This window comes from Saccharibacillus sacchari DSM 19268, from assembly GCF_000585395.1.
In the GTDB taxonomy this organism is placed as follows: Bacteria; Bacillota; Bacilli; order Paenibacillales; family Paenibacillaceae; genus Saccharibacillus; species Saccharibacillus sacchari.
On record NZ_KK073875.1, the window covers coordinates 157,548 to 173,762 of the forward strand.

General features: G+C 54.7%; 15 protein-coding genes. 5 read left to right on the forward strand and 10 right to left on the reverse strand.

Features of this window, described 5'->3' with window-relative positions:
• Nucleotides 1–199: 199 nt before the first annotated feature.
• Nucleotides 200–1,480 carry a nucleotidyltransferase gene (locus SACSAC_RS00710; RefSeq protein ID WP_051506754.1) on the forward strand — a complete coding sequence of 427 codons (1,281 nt, stop codon included), beginning with the start codon at nucleotides 200–202 and terminating at the stop codon, nucleotides 1,478–1,480.
• Between the two features lie 597 nt (nucleotides 1,481–2,077).
• On the opposite strand, the gene SACSAC_RS00715 is transcribed toward SACSAC_RS00710, so the two are convergent.
• The 6 genes from SACSAC_RS00715 to SACSAC_RS00740 form a co-directional block, all read right to left on the reverse strand.
• Nucleotides 2,078–3,103 carry a SepM family pheromone-processing serine protease gene (locus tag SACSAC_RS00715; RefSeq protein ID WP_037282476.1) on the reverse strand — a complete coding sequence of 342 codons (1,026 nt, stop codon included), beginning with the start codon at nucleotides 3,101–3,103 and terminating at the stop codon, nucleotides 2,078–2,080.
• Nucleotides 3,104–3,135: 32 nt separating this feature from the next.
• Nucleotides 3,136–3,639, reverse strand: a complete 504-nt coding sequence (coaD, locus tag SACSAC_RS00720) for a pantetheine-phosphate adenylyltransferase (RefSeq protein WP_037282478.1) — start codon at nucleotides 3,637–3,639, stop codon at nucleotides 3,136–3,138.
• Nucleotides 3,639–4,244 carry a 16S rRNA (guanine(966)-N(2))-methyltransferase RsmD gene (gene rsmD, locus SACSAC_RS00725; RefSeq protein ID WP_037282480.1) on the reverse strand — a complete coding sequence of 202 codons (606 nt, stop codon included), beginning with the start codon at nucleotides 4,242–4,244 and terminating at the stop codon, nucleotides 3,639–3,641. The genes coaD and rsmD overlap by 1 nt, the downstream gene beginning before the upstream one ends.
• 217 nt (nucleotides 4,245–4,461) lie before the next feature.
• Entirely contained in the window at nucleotides 4,462–5,364 is a 903-nt protein-coding gene (locus SACSAC_RS00730; RefSeq protein ID WP_051506755.1) for an SMP-30/gluconolactonase/LRE family protein, read from the reverse strand.
• Nucleotides 5,365–5,410: 46 nt separating this feature from the next.
• On the reverse strand, nucleotides 5,411–6,064 hold the full coding sequence (locus SACSAC_RS00735; protein WP_037282482.1) for an SGNH/GDSL hydrolase family protein: 654 nt from the start codon (nucleotides 6,062–6,064) through the stop codon (nucleotides 5,411–5,413).
• 117 nt (nucleotides 6,065–6,181) lie between these two features.
• On the reverse strand, nucleotides 6,182–7,009 hold the full coding sequence (locus SACSAC_RS00740) for an AraC family transcriptional regulator (RefSeq protein WP_037282484.1): 828 nt from the start codon (nucleotides 7,007–7,009) through the stop codon (nucleotides 6,182–6,184).
• 124 nt (nucleotides 7,010–7,133) lie between these two features.
• Here SACSAC_RS00740 and SACSAC_RS00745 point away from each other — a divergent pair, with 124 nt between their 5' ends.
• A complete protein-coding gene (locus tag SACSAC_RS00745; protein WP_037282486.1) occupies nucleotides 7,134–9,161 on the forward strand; it encodes a beta-galactosidase in 2,028 nt (675 codons plus the stop codon).
• A gap of 83 nt (nucleotides 9,162–9,244) precedes the next feature.
• Here SACSAC_RS00745 and SACSAC_RS00750 read toward each other — a convergent pair whose 3' ends face one another.
• The 4 genes from SACSAC_RS00750 to SACSAC_RS00765 form a co-directional block, all read right to left on the reverse strand.
• Nucleotides 9,245–9,604 carry a hypothetical protein gene (locus SACSAC_RS00750; protein WP_037282488.1) on the reverse strand — a complete coding sequence of 120 codons (360 nt, stop codon included), beginning with the start codon at nucleotides 9,602–9,604 and terminating at the stop codon, nucleotides 9,245–9,247.
• Between the two features lie 51 nt (nucleotides 9,605–9,655).
• Nucleotides 9,656–9,940: a hypothetical protein gene (locus SACSAC_RS00755; RefSeq protein ID WP_037282490.1), complete on the reverse strand. Its 285-nt coding sequence runs from the start codon at nucleotides 9,938–9,940 to the stop codon at nucleotides 9,656–9,658.
• 52 nt (nucleotides 9,941–9,992) lie between these two features.
• Complete coding sequence (locus SACSAC_RS00760; protein ID WP_037282492.1) at nucleotides 9,993–10,892, reverse strand: Yip1 family protein; 900 nt, start codon at nucleotides 10,890–10,892, stop codon at nucleotides 9,993–9,995.
• 149 nt (nucleotides 10,893–11,041) lie between these two features.
• Entirely contained in the window at nucleotides 11,042–12,709 is a 1,668-nt protein-coding gene (locus tag SACSAC_RS00765; RefSeq protein ID WP_037291688.1) for a glycoside hydrolase family 13 protein, read from the reverse strand.
• A gap of 257 nt (nucleotides 12,710–12,966) precedes the next feature.
• Here SACSAC_RS00765 and SACSAC_RS00770 point away from each other — a divergent pair, with 257 nt between their 5' ends.
• The 3 genes from SACSAC_RS00770 to SACSAC_RS00780 all read left to right on the forward strand — a co-directional run bounded on the left by SACSAC_RS00770 (nucleotide 12,967) and on the right by SACSAC_RS00780 (nucleotide 15,728).
• Nucleotides 12,967–13,176, forward strand: coding sequence for a helix-turn-helix transcriptional regulator (locus SACSAC_RS00770; RefSeq protein ID WP_037282494.1), 210 nt, complete (start codon nucleotides 12,967–12,969; stop codon nucleotides 13,174–13,176).
• Entirely contained in the window at nucleotides 13,169–13,498 is a 330-nt protein-coding gene (locus SACSAC_RS00775; RefSeq protein ID WP_051506756.1) for a hypothetical protein, read from the forward strand. Before SACSAC_RS00770 ends, SACSAC_RS00775 begins: the two co-directional genes overlap by 8 nt.
• Before the next feature lie 211 nt (nucleotides 13,499–13,709).
• A complete protein-coding gene (locus tag SACSAC_RS00780; protein ID WP_037282496.1) occupies nucleotides 13,710–15,728 on the forward strand; it encodes a GTP-binding protein in 2,019 nt (672 codons plus the stop codon).
• The last annotated feature ends 487 nt before the right edge of the window (nucleotides 15,729–16,215 follow it).

The window sequence follows — 16,215 nt, forward strand, 5'->3', positions numbered from 1 at the left end:
TGCGCGTGTAAGCTAGGAGAAGCGCATGCTGATTGCGGCTTTCCACTTAGCTCGCATCAACGGACAAACTGTGTCACCCGAAACCACAATGTTTAGCACTTTCGTTCGCAGCGTAAAAAAATATTCCGGGAAGTCCCGGACGAAGGTTTATTCTACCACATAAATTCCATCTTGTTAAGAGAAAAGAGTTGATCTTTCTATGAAAACGGTCGGATTGATCGTAGAATACAATCCGTTCCATAACGGACACCGGCTGCATTTGCAGCGATCGCTTCAAACGGCAGGCGCAGAAGCTTCGATCGCCGTGATGAGCGGTCCTTTTACCCAGCGCGGCGAACCGGCGCTGCTCTCCAAGCGCGCCCGCACGGAGATGGCTTTGGCGGCAGGCGTCGACCTGGTGATCGAGTTGCCGGTTCTTTACGCGCTTCAGCCCGCGGAGTGGTTCGCTTTCGGCGCCGTATCGCTGCTGGACGCCACGGGCGTCGCGGACAGCATCTGCTTCGGCAGCGAGAGCGGCGAAGTCGCGCCGCTCGAAGAGCTTGCTGCGCGCATGCAGGGCGGCGAGTCGCCCGTCATGCAAGCGGCGCTGAAGCAGGCCCTGGCCGAGGGCCTGAGCTTTCCGGCCGCCTACGCGAAGGCGGCCTCGGAGCAGGGAGGCGGCGGATCGCAAGCCGCCTCCCTGCTGGGCAATCCGAACGATACGCTCGGATTGCATTACGTGCTGGCGCTGCGCCGCCTTGCCAGCACCATGGCGCCGCTCGCCGTGCGGCGCGAGCAGGCCGGCTATCACGATGCCGGCTTGCCCGCCGGCGGGCAGATCGCCAGCGCTACCGCCGTGCGCGCAGCGCTCGCGCGCGGAACCGGCGGCCTGGACGAAGCCGCCCCGTACCTCCCTGCGGGATCGCTGCGCGTGCTGCGCCGCGAAGCGGAGGCCGGCCGCATCCTGACGGCCGGCTGGGAGGCGCTGGCGCAGCCTCTGCTGGCTGCGCTCATCACGCGCGCGCCGGAAGAGCTCGCCCTCGTCCCCGAAGTGTCCGAGGGCCTGGAACACCGCATCGCCGCCGCGCTGCCGCGCCTGCCCGTGCCGGGCGTGGAGGCGCTGCTCGCCGCGATCAAGACCAAGCGCTACACGCGCACCCGTCTTCAGCGGCTGCTGGCGCACGCGCTGCTGAACCACGGCGGTCCCTTGTTCGGCCGCGACAGCCTCGCCCAGGGCCCGCAGTACATCCGCGTGCTCGGCTTCTCGCCGAAAGGCCGCGCCCTGCTCAAAACCATGAAAAAAACGGCCAAGCTTCCGATCGTCGTGCGGGCCGCGGATTTCGATCATCCGCAGCTTCAGCTCGATATTCGGGCTTCTGCCGTTCATGCTTCGGCTTTTCCTTCTCCGCAGATCAAAGAGATGTATGCCGATTATTACGCGCCGCCGATCATTTTGGGCGATTCGGACAGCGACGAGCCGCCAAAAGGCGACTTGAAATGATCGACTGTGCGCTCCGCGCCGGATCAGACCGTCGTTTTTAACCCGGTCCATGCGCCAGCCCCCACTCAACCTGCATGCGTCAGACCCGATCGGGCAAGCTTGATCAAGAGGCGATCACCTATAACGGATCGAAATGACGCTTAGCGACCCGAATAGGGGGATTGGGATTTTTAAAGGATCGAGACAACGCTTAGCGGTAAAGAAAGCCGATTTTTGTGCAGATTCGTCCGCTTTGCAGATCTAAGCGTCCGCACGATCCGTTACGAATCGAAAGTTGCGAAAATGAGCGTTCTAACGGACATGCGATCCTTTAGCGTAGGGTGTGTCTTCAAACCTCGATGGCAGCAGATTTTGCGTACACGCCTTAGAAACCCGGTAGCTTGACCGCTTAAGATGTTAGGTTACGCCCCCCCGAAAACCTTAAATTGAATGCGGTCAAGCTACTAAACAAAACGATTCGCGGAGCAGCGTTTGAGGCTGCGAATCGTCGGCTTGCTTCGAATGCAAATCCAAATTGGATTCGACCGAAGTACGGGTACCCTGACCAATAATGCGGACAATAAACGCATGCCCGCCTTTATTCTTCATATTCAACTTCTAACGTTTATCCGGCAGCGTTTGAATATCATTCAACGCGTCTTCCAACGTTTTCACAGGGACGAGCCGCATCTGGCCGCCGGTCTCGTCCAGTTTCTTTTTCGCCGCGTCATAATTGCCTTCCGGCACGAAAAAGACCTCTGCGCCTTTTCGCTCTGCCGCTACGATCTTATGCTGGACGCCGCCGATCTCTCCCACGGTGCCGTCTGATTTGATCGTGCCCGTACCCGCGATCCGGTAGCCCCGCGTCAAATCTCCCGGCGTCAGCTGATTGTAAATCTCCAACGTAAACATCAAGCCCGCCGACGGCCCGCCTACCCGGGTCTGCGTGAACTCCACTTCGTCGGCCGGATTATCCGGGTCGATGCGCAGCACTTCCCCCGTCGACACGCCGAACCCCGAACGGGTCGTCCCGTCGCCGTTCGGAATATCCACAAGCTTCACGCGCTGTTCAACCGTCTTACCGCCGCGTTCCAGCGATACGTCGACGGCATCGCCGGCGGAACGGCCTTCCAGCAGCTTGCGCAGATCCTCCAGCGTAGCGACGGCTTGACCGTCGACTTCCGTAATCTTATCCCCCGCCACGAATTCTTTCTGCTGCGGGTCTTGATCGGGCACAGTGGTGATAAACACGTATTCCGTCTCCACGTCGAAAGCAACGCCCGCTTCCCGGTACGCTGCCGCAATCGCCGAAGATTGGGAAGAATTCATATAATATTGTTGCGTAATGCGGTATTCGTCGTCGTCCTGATCTTTGTTGCGTTCGCCGATATCCGCATTGTCGTCGAATAACGACATTCCGAGCAAAGCCAGGTTCGCATAGGTCACGGATACGGTCGTCATCATGAACGTTCCCAGTTCGTCCGTGTCAGCACCCGCTACGCGAACCATAGGCTTGACATCGTCCGCGCTGCCGGGTCGTTCGATCGTATACGACGTCGGCATGTAGACCACGACATAGACCAGCAAGGCAAGACACAGCAAATAAGCCAGAGTCCGAATCCGCGGCAGTCTGGAACGCAGCATAACGGTCGTTCATCTCCTTTACGTGAAGGCGGTCATTCCCCGTGCAATTTGGCTTTCAGGGCCGCGCGAACCTCAGGCGTAACCAATTCGCTCACATCGCCGTCGAATTGGGCGATTTCCTTGACCACGCTGGAACTGAGATACGAATAGATCGGATTGGTCATCATGAAAATGGTCTCCACGTTCTCGTTCAGCTTCCGGTTCGTAGTCGCAATCTGAAGCTCGTATTCGAAGTCCGTTACCGAACGCACGCCGCGTACCACGACCTGCGCCTTTTTCTGATCCACGTAGTTGACGAGCAAATCGCGGAATACGTCCACTTCGACATTCGGCAGATCCGCCGTCGCCTGACGCAGCAGCTCCGCCCGTTCTTCGACGCTGAATAACGGCTTTTTGCTCAAATTGTTGAGGACCGCCACAATCAGTCGGTCATACTGTTTGGCTGCCCGGTGGATAATGTCCATATGCCCGAGCGTCACCGGATCAAAGCTGCCCGGATAGACCGCGATGCGTTCGATTTTCTTCTCTTGTTCCATCAGGCTTCCGAATCCTCCTCTGCGGAATCTTCCTGCTCCTCCGCATCATTTTGCGGTTCCCAATCATAGATGGAAACGGCCGTTTCTCCATATACGGCTTTGCGTCTCAAGCTGAACGAACCGAAGGCTTCCGGATATTCATACGACGATTCGTACTCCAACACGATCACTGCCCCCGGCTGAAGCAGACCGGATTCCTCCATCCGAAGCAGGAGTTCATCGCCGTTTTTCATCCGGTAAGGCGGATCAAGGAACACCAGGTCGAACGCGGTATCCCGTTTGGCCAACACTTTTAGCGCACGCTCCGCGTCGTTTCGATAGACCTCGGACTGTTTTTCGAATCCGGTTGCTTTCAAGTTCGCGCGTACCACTTCGATGCTTTTTGCGTCTGCGTCAACGAAAATCGCTCGTTCCGCTCCCCGGCTCAGCGACTCGATCGCCAACCCTCCGGTTCCCGCGAACAAATCAAGCGCAACTCCTCCATCGAAAAAGGGACCGATCATGCTGAAAATGGCTTCTTTGACTTTATCCGTGGTCGGACGCGTTCCATTGCCCGGTACGGCTTTAAGCGGTCTTCCTTTGGCTTCTCCCGCTACAACTCTCACTCGTTAAATCCTCCCGTTTCAGAAGCAGTCTTCAACATTCGTCGTTTCGATGTTTAAAGGCTTCTCCTACTCATGCTTTGCCTAAGTATCGGCTTGTCTTATCGTAACACAACGAGGCGGCGAGGAAAACGATACGAATAGGCTGTGAAAGCCTATCAACAAGACCCAAAAAAAGCTGCACAGCCTCCCGCAGGAGCCGTACAGCCTTCTTTTTCGCTCATTCTTGGTTCGATTGCGGTCTGAACACATGCATCGGTTGACCCTGCGCTCCCGGGCGGCACACGAACAAAGCGCCGGTCAGCGGCAGCTTGGCCCGATCTTCGTCCGAGACTCCGTCGGCAGCCGTCGTGATATAAAGCTCCCTGTAATCCGTTCCGCCGAAAGCGCAGCTTGTCACGTTCTGAGCCGGAAGCATGATCTCTTCGAGCTTCAAGCCCGCTACGGGGTCCCACTTGCTGACGCGGCTGCCGCCGTAATGAGCGATCCACAGGTTGCCGTCGGCATCCACCGTCATGCCGTCCGGCCAACCTTCTTCATGTTCAAACGAGACGACCGTGCGCTCCGCTCCGAGCGTTCCCGCGTCCACATCGAATTCGAAGGCTTGTACTTTTCTTGTGCCTGTATCGATATAGTACATGACCGTGCCATCCGGGCTCCAGCCCAATCCATTGGACGTCGAGACATCGCCGAAAATATGCCGGACGGACAAATCCCTGTCCAAACAATAGAATCCGCCCTGCTTATCCTTGCCGACCAAGCTCATCGTGCCCGCCCAGAAACGCCCGGCAGCGTCGCATTTTCCGTCGTTGAAGCGATTGTCTTCCCGATTTTCGGGATCATGGATCGGCGTCGTTTCGCGCGTATCCAGATCATAGTAGGCAAAGCCGCTCTCCAGCGCCAGCACAACCTTGCGATCGGAAAAGCCGACTGCGGCTCCCGCGCGTTCCGGCAGCTCGTAGACCTCTTCGCGCCCGTCGCCCGGATAATAAAAACGCAGCTGTTTTCCTTCGATATCCACCCACATCAAAGCTTGTTTGTCTTCCAGCCAACACGGCCCTTCGCCGAGCGTTGCGCGATAATCGGATGCCGGTTGTAGCTGGATGTCCTTCAATTCATGCATAAGAATGCCCCTTCCTTGCCGGAAATTTGGTTTGCGTTCGACGTCGTTATTTTCGTTCCCATTCAAAATCCAGCGCATGCAGCAGCGCGCGCGCCAATACCATGCTGCCCGCCGTGTTCGGATGCACATGATCCCACCCGTTCGACAACGAAGATTGGATCACATGATGTCCCATCCGATCAAATGCGGCTTGGGTATCGACCAACTCCGCGCCGTAATCGCCGGCCAGACGCTTGATCACGGCCCCGTACCGATCCATCATTGAACGCATGGGATCTTCCTGCCCGGTCATGTAGTACGGCGTCATCAGGATCAAGCCTTTGAGTCCGGGTTGCACGGCATCGAGCAGTTCCCGCAGCGTCGCCTCGTACTCTTCCAGCGTAATGAAAGAATGCACCGCTTCCGGCGTATCGAACTGCCGCCAGACGTCGTTGATTCCGATCATGATCGACAGCCAATCCGGCTTCAGATCAAGTACGTCCGTTTGCCAACGGCTTTTCAAGTCACGTACGGTATTACCCCCAACGCCCGTATTTAGCACAAGCGTGTTCAATTCCGGGTAACCGGTACGCAGCAGCGCGTCCACTAATGCGGCGTAACCGTTTCCGAGGCCGTTTCCGTAACCAACTGGATAAGCGCGTCCTGCATCAGTGACCGAATCTCCGATCAGCAGCAGTTTGTCATGGGTATTCAATTTCATCAAAAAGTTCATCTCCTGATTCGCGAACTTCGCGTGTAATGAAACAGGAATTCGCGGTTCACTCTGTCTATTCCTGTTGCTTTGTATGTTTTATTGAAGAATTTTCCGCTACAGCACTCAATGCAGCAGTCGAAACTGTTCAGGTGTTACGCCTTCCTGTTTACGGAATGTAGCGACAAAGTGGCTGGCATCGCGAAAGCCGACCAGACCCGATACTTCTTTGACCGTCATGCGCGGATGCAGCGTCATCATTTCCTTCGCTTTGCGCAGACGCAGCAGAATCAGGTACGCATAAGCGGTCATGCCGAAGGCCTGCTTGAACAACGTATTGAGATGGCGCGGCGTGATATCGGCCCGATGCGCCATGTCTTCGAGTCCAATGTCCGCGTCCGCGTAATAGCGATCCAGAAATTCCAGCACGGGCGTTAAACGACGGACGGAATTCGAGAGCGAAGGAAGGCGATTGACCCGGCCGTCTTTTTTTAGCAAAGTCAAAAATCGATAAACCTCCACGGAGACGCTAAGACCCGAAATGTCGCGTTCATTGCTCATTCGATTCAGCAGCCCGGGCACAAAGCCTCCTAGTTCGGCCGCTTCGTCCCAACCATAATACGAAGAGACGGGCAAACCCAATGTCCCGAGAATGCCTCCCGCCTGCGCTCCGCCGAATGTCATATAGTACGTCTGCCATTTCCCCTCCAACGGTCGGTACTCGTGCGCTTCGCCCGGAAGCAGCAGAATGCCCGATCCGCCTTCCATCACGTACTTCGCTCCGCCCATCGTAAATTCGCCTTTGCCGCCTACCGTTTGCAGCCAGTGATAACAGTTGTAACCGTTCGGCCGAACAAATGCCTCTTGATCCGGATTGTAGCCGACGCTCTCCATGTACAGGGGCAACGGTTGGTCTTTGAACTCCGTAAAATATCGTCTGTGCGCGCTATGCATCGCCGTATCCCCTTCAGAATCGAATATTTCTTTTTTCTTATACACTAATCCCTTTTTATTATATTTTATAATATTAAAGGTTAGATTAATATAGACTTATTCTTATATGTTGAGGTGATTTTTAATGATTAGCAACAAACTTCCCAAAATCTTTTACGGCGGCGACTACAATCCGGAACAGTGGGATCAGGAGACGCACCAAGAAGACCTTCGCATGTTCAAACTGGCCGGCATCGACATTGCTACGGTAAACGTATTTGCTTGGGCTTTGAATCAACCGAATGAGACCACCTACAATTTCGAATGGTTGGACGAACTGATCGACAGCTTGCACGCAAACGGTACTTACGTCTGCCTCGCGACCAGCACGGCAGCTCACCCCGCATGGATGGCTAAACGTTACCCGGATATTCTGCGCACCGATGCGGACGGACGCAAACGCAAATTCGGAGGCCGTCACAACTCTTGCCCGAACAGCCCCACTTACCGCAAGTTTTCGAAAGCGATTGCAGGGAAATTGGCCGAGCGTTACAAAGACCATCCGGCGGTATTGGTCTGGCACGTATCCAATGAATACGGCGGCGACTGTTATTGCGAAAACTGCGAAAAGGCTTTCCGTGTCTGGCTGCGCGAACGTTACGTCACGATCGAGCAATTGAACCGGGCTTGGAACACGAACTTCTGGGGCCACACGTTCTATGATTGGGATGAAATCGTCGTGCCGAACAATTTAAGCGAGCATTGGGGCGACAATAATTCGACGTTTCAGGGCATCTCGCTCGACTACTCCCGTTTCAATTCCGACAGCATGCTGGAATGCTACAAACTGGAGCACGCCGAGATCAAAAAGCATGTCCCGGATTCGGTCGTTACGACCAATCTGATGGGCTTCTTCAAACAATTGGATTACTTCAAATGGGCGAAGGAAATGGATATCGTATCGTGGGACAATTATCCGGGCCTGCAAACGCCGGTCAGTTATACCGCTATGGCCCATGATCTGATGCGCGGCCTCAAAGACGGCGATCCGTTCATGCTGATGGAGCAGACGCCGAGCCAACAAAACTGGCAGCCGTACAACTCACTGAAGCGTCCGGGCGTTATGCGCTTGTGGAGCTACCAGGCAGTCGCGCACGGCGCGGATACGGTCATGTTCTTCCAGCTTCGCCGTTCCGTCGGTGCTTGCGAGAAATACCACGGTGCCGTGATCGAACACGTCGGCCACGAAAACACCCGCGTTTTCCGCGAAGTATCGGAGCTCGGCCGCGAGCTTGGCGAACTGGGCGAGCGTCTGCTCGACTCTCGTCTTCCTTCGCGCGTGGGTATCCTGTTCGATTGGGAAAATTGGTGGGCCGTCGAAAAATCCAGCGGGCCGACCGTTGCACTGAACTATGTAGACCAGATCCACAAATACTACAAATCGTTCTATGACCGCAACGTTCAAGCGGATATCGTCAGCGTCGATTCCGACTTCTCCAACTACGATATCATCGTGGCGCCTGTCCTTTACATGGTGAAGCCGGGACTTACAGATAAGCTGGAAAGTTTCGTTCAAGACGGCGGCACGTTCCTGACCACGTTCTTCAGCGGAATCGTGGACGAATCCGACCTGGTTAAAACGGGCGGGTATCCGGGCGAGCTGCGCAAGCTGCTGGGCATCTGGGTGGAAGAAATCGACGCCCTGTTCCCGGATATGCGCAACAAGATCGTGCTAAACGGCGAAATCGGCAATCTTAAAGGCGAATACGAATGCGGCATGCTGTGCGATCTGTTGCATACGGAAGGCGCCGAAACGCTGGCCGAATACGGTGACGATTTCTACAAAGGCATGCCGGTGTTGACTCGCAATTCGTTCGGCAAAGGCCAAGCCTACTATGTCGCTTCCGATCCGGAACAATCTTTCTTGAACGGCCTGCTGGAGCAGTTGTGCGAAGATAAAGGCATCCAACCGCTGCTGAACACGCCGCAGGGAGTCGAAGTGACCAAACGCGTAAAAGACGGCGAAGAATTTTTGTTCGTCATGAACCACAACGCCGAAGCGTCGACTTATGAACTGGGCGGCAATTACGTCAATCTGCTCAGCGGCGACTCCTTAAAGGGATCGACCGAGATTGCGGGACGCGACGTGCAGATTTTAAGTCCCGCGAAGTAAGCCATGAAATAGAATAAACAATATGTATTGAAATCGACACAGCCCGCGTACCTATAATAGGCACGCGGGCTGTTTTTTTTACATTATCGATTCTCGTAGAGCCACCAAAGCGGAGGTCCGGAAACCGAGAAAACGATCGCAATAACGATAATTAACACAACAAACAAGATTAAGCCCAAGATAAACTCCACGGCGAAAGACTTCCAGGCCGAAAATCCATGGGCTTCCCCGATCGCATGCAACGAAACGATGAATAACCACATTCCTAATGCAAACTCGATCACCGTGATTGCCGAGAACACGAACGAAAACAGCGAATTGGCGTCCAAATTAGGTGTATCCGAAGCGAACAACTCCGAGCAGGCAATCAACAGCTTCGGAATCAATAAAGCCCCGATCATTAAGTTTGCCCGACCGGAAATCTGACCGATCACGACTCGCATGTCGTCCGCCGTTCCTTCTCCGCCGAACCAGCCGCCTACCCATTTTAAAAATTAGGCTCCCAAATAATAACCGAGCAGTCCCCCGATCGATCCGACCACCAGCGCCCTGATGATTAAACCCGGCATTGACAGATCGTCTCCCCAATTGTCACCCGAAGCGGTACTTAAGCCGCCTAACGCACCGGAGAGAACGGCCAGCAGCAGCGCGTTTTTCCAAGGATCATCCGAGTTCAAAAACCACCTCGTCACCTGCCTAGGGTGCAGCCATAATTCCAACCAGGGCGAACGCCCGTCGCGCGCGTTCGGATAATCCGGCTTCGCGCTTTTTTCTTCCATGATTACGTTCTCCTTTCTTCATCGCCTGAATATGCGTTCCAGGTTATCCGGTTCAAAGCCCGAACGCGCCGAATGCCGCGCCGAACATTAAAGCGACGACCAAGATGACAATGAAGGCCAAGAAGAACACGCAGACGCCCAAAATCACGAACATCAGCAATGCTTTCCATGCGGAAAAACGATGGGCTTCTCCCGCAGCGTGCAACACCGCTACGAACGACCAAATGCCGAATCCGGATTCCAGCAGGACGAATAGTAGATAGAGCAAGGTACGCAGCATGCTTGCATCCAGATTCGGCGTTGAATACGTAAAGTTTTCCATGCCGGCGATCAGCAGTTCGGGAATCCAAAACAGCCCCACCATAATGGCCAGCATACCGCTGATCCGGCCGCTTACGATCCGCATGTCCTGCGTCGACCCTACTCCGCCGAGCCAGCCGCCCACCAGTTTCATCAACCAAGCCCCGATATAGTAAGTCGCCAAGCCGCCGATCACGCCGCCCAACAATACCGAGACGGCTAAACCGCTGGCCGTCATCGTATCGCCCGAATTCCGGGTAGACGCCGTATTCAAAGCATTGAACACGCCGGCGATCAAAGCCAGCAGCAGAGCGCCGCGGAGAGGGTCGGACGACCGCATGAAATCGCGCGTCACCTGTCTCGGATGAATCCATACGCGCAGCCAAGGCGACAACCCGCCTAGCGACCGATCTTCTTCCGGCTGGCCGCCGCGTTGTTCTTGCCGCGAACCGTCATACGAATCATCCGGCTGGCGACCGTAAAGATCCTCTTCGTTCGACTCCTCGTAATAAGATCCCTGACCGTAAGCACTTTGCGCGCCCGGCTGCGAATTTCGGTTTTGCGATTCATCGCGCCCGAACAACCCGCCTTCTTTTTGTCCGGCACTGTTTCGGCTTCCTTCGTTTCCGTCATTGCCACGTCTTCCGTCCATCTTCCAACCCCACCGTTTCTTTGTCTAATCGGGTACTGGTCACCCGTTTTGCGCGGTTTTCCGCGATGTTCGAAATCATGCGTGACCTTCGCCTCCAAAGCATGAACGATTCGTTCGAAGCAAAAGTTACGCTTAAAGAGAAAATCTTGTCAATTCAGCTTGTAGACCCTCGCTTCGTAAGGACGCCATTCATTCCGATCCGCATCGCTTTCGCCGTAATTTCCGATCACAAGCGTCGCTTCTCGGCTTCCAAGGTTACCCGGCCATTCGAACACGCTCGGCTCTGTCGAGAAATTCAGCACGGTCAGCCAGGTTTCATCGCCCAATGTACGCGTATACGCATAGATTGTTTCATGATCCGGCAGCAGCAGTTCGTAATCGCCGTAAGTCAAGATGGGATGCTTTTTCCGCAGCGCGATCAGCTCTTTATAGTAATGGAACACCGACTCGGGATCTCCCAGCTGCCGCGCGGCATTAATCGTTTTGTAATTCGGGTTCACTCCGATCCACGGCTTGCCTGTCGTAAATCCGGCATGCTCGCTATCGTCCCACTGTACAGGAGTCCGGGCGTTATCGCGTCCCCTCGTCTGGATCGCCGCCATAACCGTCCCCGGATCGGCTCCGCCGTGCGTGACCCGTTCGTTGTACATGTTGAGGCTTTCGATGTCTTTGTACTCGTCGATCATCGGGAACTTCACGTTGGTCATGCCCAGCTCTTCGCCCTGATACACGTACGGCGTGCCTTTCAGCGTATGCAGCAGCGTCGCGAGCAGCTTGGCCGACTGAACGCGATACTCGCCGTCATTACCGAATCTTGACACCATGCGCGGCTGATCGTGGTTGTTGAGGTACAAGCTGTTCCAGCCTTTTTCCGCCAAGCCGATCTGCCATTTGTGCATGACGGCTTTGAGTTGGGGCAGCTTCCACGGCACGATATCCCATTTCCCGCCCGGCCCGCCGTCCAGACGCATATGCTCGAATTGGAAAATCATCTGAAGTTCCTTGCGTTCTTCGGCCGTGTACTTTTTCGCTTCTTCCACCGTAACGCCCGGCATCTCGCCGACCGTGATGATGTCGTACTTCGATAGCACTTCGGCATTCATTTCCTGTAAAAACTCGTGGATGCGCGGCCCGTCGACGTAATACATGCTGCCGTCCGCGATCGGGGCCGTTCCGTTCGAAGGCAGTCCGTCCACTTTGGAGATCAGATTAATGACGTCCATGCGGAATCCGTCCACGCCTTTGTCGAGCCAGAACTTCATCATTTTGTAGACGGCATGCCGTACTTTTTCATTTTCCCAATTCAGGTCCGGCTGCTTTTTCGAAAACAAATGCAGATAGTATTGGCCGCGCTCCTCGCTGTATTCCCATACCGGACCGCTGAAGAACGATTCCCAATTGTTCGGCAGGCCTCCATCCGGAGCCGCGTCGCGCCAGACGTAATAGTCGCCGTACTCGCCGTCCGGATTATTTTTCGATTCGATAAACCAGGGATGCTCGTCCGAGGTATGGTTGACGACCAAATCCATCATCAGCTTGATTCCGCGTTCGTGCAGGCCTTTCAACAGCTCTTCCCAATCCGACATCGTCCCGAATTCGTCCATGATGTCCTCGTAGTCGCTGATATCGTAGCCGTTATCGTCGTTGGGAGATTTGTACACGGGCGACAGCCAAATGACGTCCACGCCGAGTTCTTTCAAATAATCCAGCTTCAAAATAATGCCCCGCAGATCACCCACGCCGTCTCCGTCGCTGTCCATGAAGCTGCGCGGATAGATCTGGTACACGACCGCTTCTTTCCAAAATTCCCGGTTCACGTTAGCTTCCGTTCCTGTTCCCATATTCATTCCTCCCTGCTAGTAGTGGTTGTACGATGGCTGCCACGTCGGCGAGCAAGCCCTTTCTCCCCCCATTTACCCAGAAAGCGACAGGTTGAGCAATCGAGCCCTGAAATTCGATTTTGGATGGTTCGAAAAAAGTAAAGTTTATTTTACGTAAAGCCCCCTTTACAAATTAAAAATTGTGAAGTATACTTTACGTAAAGTCAGCTTTACAAGAAAAAAGGAGGTGCGACGTGCAAACGCGAATCCGCGAGAAACGTACCGAGAGCGACATGACGCAGGAAGAATTGTCGGAACGACTGAATGTCTCCAGACAAACGATCATTTCGCTGGAAAAAGGAAAGTATAAACCGTCGTTGATTTTGGCCCATAAGCTTTCGCAAATCTTTAACTGCTCGATCGAGGAATTATTCATTTTTGAAGGAGATGAGAATATTGAATGAACTGATGATGCAAATGGCGGTACCCATGAATCTCGGAGGAATGATCGGACTATTCGGAGGATTGCTGCTGGGGATGCTGGGTTGGGGCTTCGGTCGCTACATGCAGCGTAAAAATCGCGGTCTGGATGAGCGCGCGGAAACGATTACGGCGCGCGCCAAAGCATTTTCTTGGAATCTGCTCATTCCTGCAATTATGTTGAGCTGGGTGCTTGTCACGCTGTTCGAAGGAATCGGATTGTCGTTCTTCGTCATGATGGCCCTGTTCGTGATCAGTCAGATTGCTTACATTGCCGCGGCCGTTTACCAGAACGGACGAAATTAATCGATGACCCGAATCCCCCATGTTCCGCAAGCGAACATATTCAAGCGCCGTTTCTTCCGGATCGAGCAATCCGATCGGGAAGAAACGGCGCTTTTTATATTCATCTGCATAAGCGCGAATTTTAGGAACGAAACGGCAATTCCAAAAGAAAGCGTTATCGTGATACAATAAAGCGTTGAAATTATTCTGCACGGAATCGAGGTCGAGCCTTTTGAATATAGATCCAACTGCTCGAAATATCGGCGTTTTTGCTCATATCGATGCCGGAAAAACAACGACAACCGAATACATGCTATACCTCAGCGGAAGTATCCGATCTCTCGGAAGCGTCGATGAAGGCACTACATCCACCGATTCGTTGGACGTGGAACGCGAACGGGGCATTTCGGTGAAAGCCGCTTCCGCTTCTTTGAATTGGAAAGGTCATAAGATAAATCTGGTCGATACGCCGGGACACGCCGACTTTCTGGCCGAGGTCGAACGTTCGCTCGGCGTGATGGACGGAGCGGTATTGATCGTCTCCGCCGCCGAAGGCGTTCAGGCGCAGACCGAAGTGCTGTGGCAGGCGTTGAAATTGATGCGCATTCCGACCGTAATCTATATCAACAAACTCGACCGGATCGGGGCCTCGTTCGAACGTACCCTGAATGATATTCGTCGTCTGTTGTCTCCTTCCGCCCTGCCCATGCAGATGCCGCTGCATGCAGAGGACGAGTCCTTTTACGCGATTCGGGAGTTGTGGAAAACGGATGCCGGATCGGACGGTCGCCCGGCGAAGGAGCCGTACGACGCTTTTGAAAATAAGGAAAAAGAACAGTTTCGCGGCGCGGCGACCGAAATCATCGCCGAGTTCGACGACGAGCTGATGCTTCGTTATATCGAAGGCGATATTCCGGACGAAGACGAGCTGACGCTGCTGCTCGTCAAGCATTCCGCTGCCGCTCAAATCTTCCCGGTCTGCTGCGGCTGCTCGCAAAAAGGAATCGGCATCACGGAGCTGCTGGACGCGATGCTGGCCTTTTTGCCTGCACCGCCGCCCAAGACGGAGCTGGCAGGCATCGTGTTCAAAATCGAACGCGAACGTTCCATGGGCCGCGCGGCTTGGGTGCGTCTGTACGGAGGCAATCTGCGCAACCGCGACATCGTCCGGCTGAACGGTCATGAAGAAGAGCATAAAATCACGCAAATTCGAGTGCTGGACGGCCTCAAACGCATCGATGCGGGCGAGATCGGGGAAGGCGATATCGCGGCCGTCTACGGCCTGCCGGATGCTGCGATCGGAGATATCATCGGCGATCCCGTGCTTGTGCCGAAAACACCGGAAATGGCTGTTCCGCTGCTGACCGCACGCGTGCTGCCGGATAGCGAGGCCGATTATGCACGCACAGCCGAAGCCCTTCGGGAACTGACCGACGAAGATCCCCTGCTCGATCTCGCCTGGCTGCCGGAACTGCGCGAACTGCATGTCCGCATGATGGGCGCGATTCAGCTCGAAGTCTTATCCAGCATGCTGAAATCCCGCTTTGACCTGAACGTCGGCTTCGGCCCTCCGGCGGTCATTTATAAAGAGACTCCGGCAAAAGCCTGCGAAGGGCGCGTTGCCTATCTTATGCCGAAGCCCTGCTGGGCGATTCTGCATTTCACGATCGAACCCGGCGAACGCGGCAGCGGCTTGGTCTACCGCTCGCAAGCGCGCGCCGACGATATCTTGCCTGCTTATCAAAACGAAGTGGAGCGCCGCGTGCCCGAAGCTTTAAAGCAAGGGCTGCACGGTTGGGAAGTCACCGACCTGATCGTCACCCTGACCTACGGCCAACACCATGTCTGGCATACCCACCCGCTCGACTTCGTGATCGCCACGCCGATGGGCATCATGAACGGCTTGGCTTCAGGCGGTACCAAGCTGCTCGAACCGATCTTGCGCTTTCGAATCTCCGTTCCCGAAGAACACGCGGGCCGCGTACTCAGCGATCTCTCTCGCATGAGAGCCGAATTCACCTCCCCTTCAATAGAAGGCGAACGCTTTATCGTCGAGGGCACCGTCCCCGCTTCGACTTCCATGGACTATTCGGCCGCGCTGCGCTCGTTCAGCGCCGGGAAAGGCGTAATGACCGCTTCTTTTGAGGGATATCGGGAAGCGCCCGAAGGCACGGAAGCGTCGAGAACCCGGAACGGAATCAACCCGCTTGATGAGGCGAAGTACATTTTGAGCGCGCGAAGCGCACTGTGAAACATGCGTTGCGCAAAGCGCACGCCGGCTCTTGATGTGGCGAACTTCGATTCGCCGGGAAGAGCGGGCGCTGCGGGAGAAATTCGTTCCGGTCGCGTGTTGAACTTGGGAAGTCGGATTGAATTTTTTTAAGGTGACTTCCCAAGTTCAAAGGCGAACACTTCGTTCCTTCACTGAATTTCTCCCTCCGCTTGGCGCTTCACGCTGCACATTTTTTTATAATAAAATAATAAAGAAGAAGCGTTTCCCTATACAGAGGGAAACGCTTCTTCTTTATGTTTTCTCTTCCCTAGTTATTGAGGGAAGAGAATGTTACTTGCATGCGCCGAGCCCAGCGGAGGAGTTGCAGGAGCCGAAGAAGCGAAGCGCTCGCCTTTGAAATTGGATTCCCGCAACGCTTTTATCCAATCAGAGGGAATCCAATTGAAACAGCGATCGCAGGCCCTGCAACTCCGCAGCGCCTTCGCCTTCGAAGTTACTTTTCAAA

Excerpts from the sequence above, each read along its gene's own strand:
- SACSAC_RS00755 (WP_037282490.1), bottom strand. The coding sequence starts at position 9,940 with ATGGAAGAAAAAAGCGCGAAGCCGGATTATCCGAACGCGCGCGACGGG.
- SACSAC_RS00715 (WP_037282476.1), bottom strand. The coding sequence starts at position 3,103 with ATGCTGCGTTCCAGACTGCCGCGGATTCGGACTCTGGCTTATTTGCTG.
- SACSAC_RS00735 (WP_037282482.1), bottom strand. The coding sequence starts at position 6,064 with ATGAAATTGAATACCCATGACAAACTGCTGCTGATCGGAGATTCGGTC.
- SACSAC_RS00750 (WP_037282488.1), bottom strand. The coding sequence starts at position 9,604 with ATGCGAGTCGTGATCGGTCAGATTTCCGGTCGGGCAAACTTAATGATC.
- SACSAC_RS00760 (WP_037282492.1), bottom strand. The coding sequence starts at position 10,892 with ATGGACGGAAGACGTGGCAATGACGGAAACGAAGGAAGCCGAAACAGT.
- SACSAC_RS00745 (WP_037282486.1), top strand. The coding sequence starts at position 7,134 with ATGATTAGCAACAAACTTCCCAAAATCTTTTACGGCGGCGACTACAAT.
- SACSAC_RS00740 (WP_037282484.1), bottom strand. The coding sequence starts at position 7,009 with ATGCATAGCGCGCACAGACGATATTTTACGGAGTTCAAAGACCAACCG.
- coaD (WP_037282478.1), bottom strand. The coding sequence starts at position 3,639 with ATGGAACAAGAGAAGAAAATCGAACGCATCGCGGTCTATCCGGGCAGC.
- SACSAC_RS00730 (WP_051506755.1), bottom strand. The coding sequence starts at position 5,364 with ATGCATGAATTGAAGGACATCCAGCTACAACCGGCATCCGATTATCGC.
- SACSAC_RS00710 (WP_051506754.1), top strand. The coding sequence starts at position 200 with ATGAAAACGGTCGGATTGATCGTAGAATACAATCCGTTCCATAACGGA.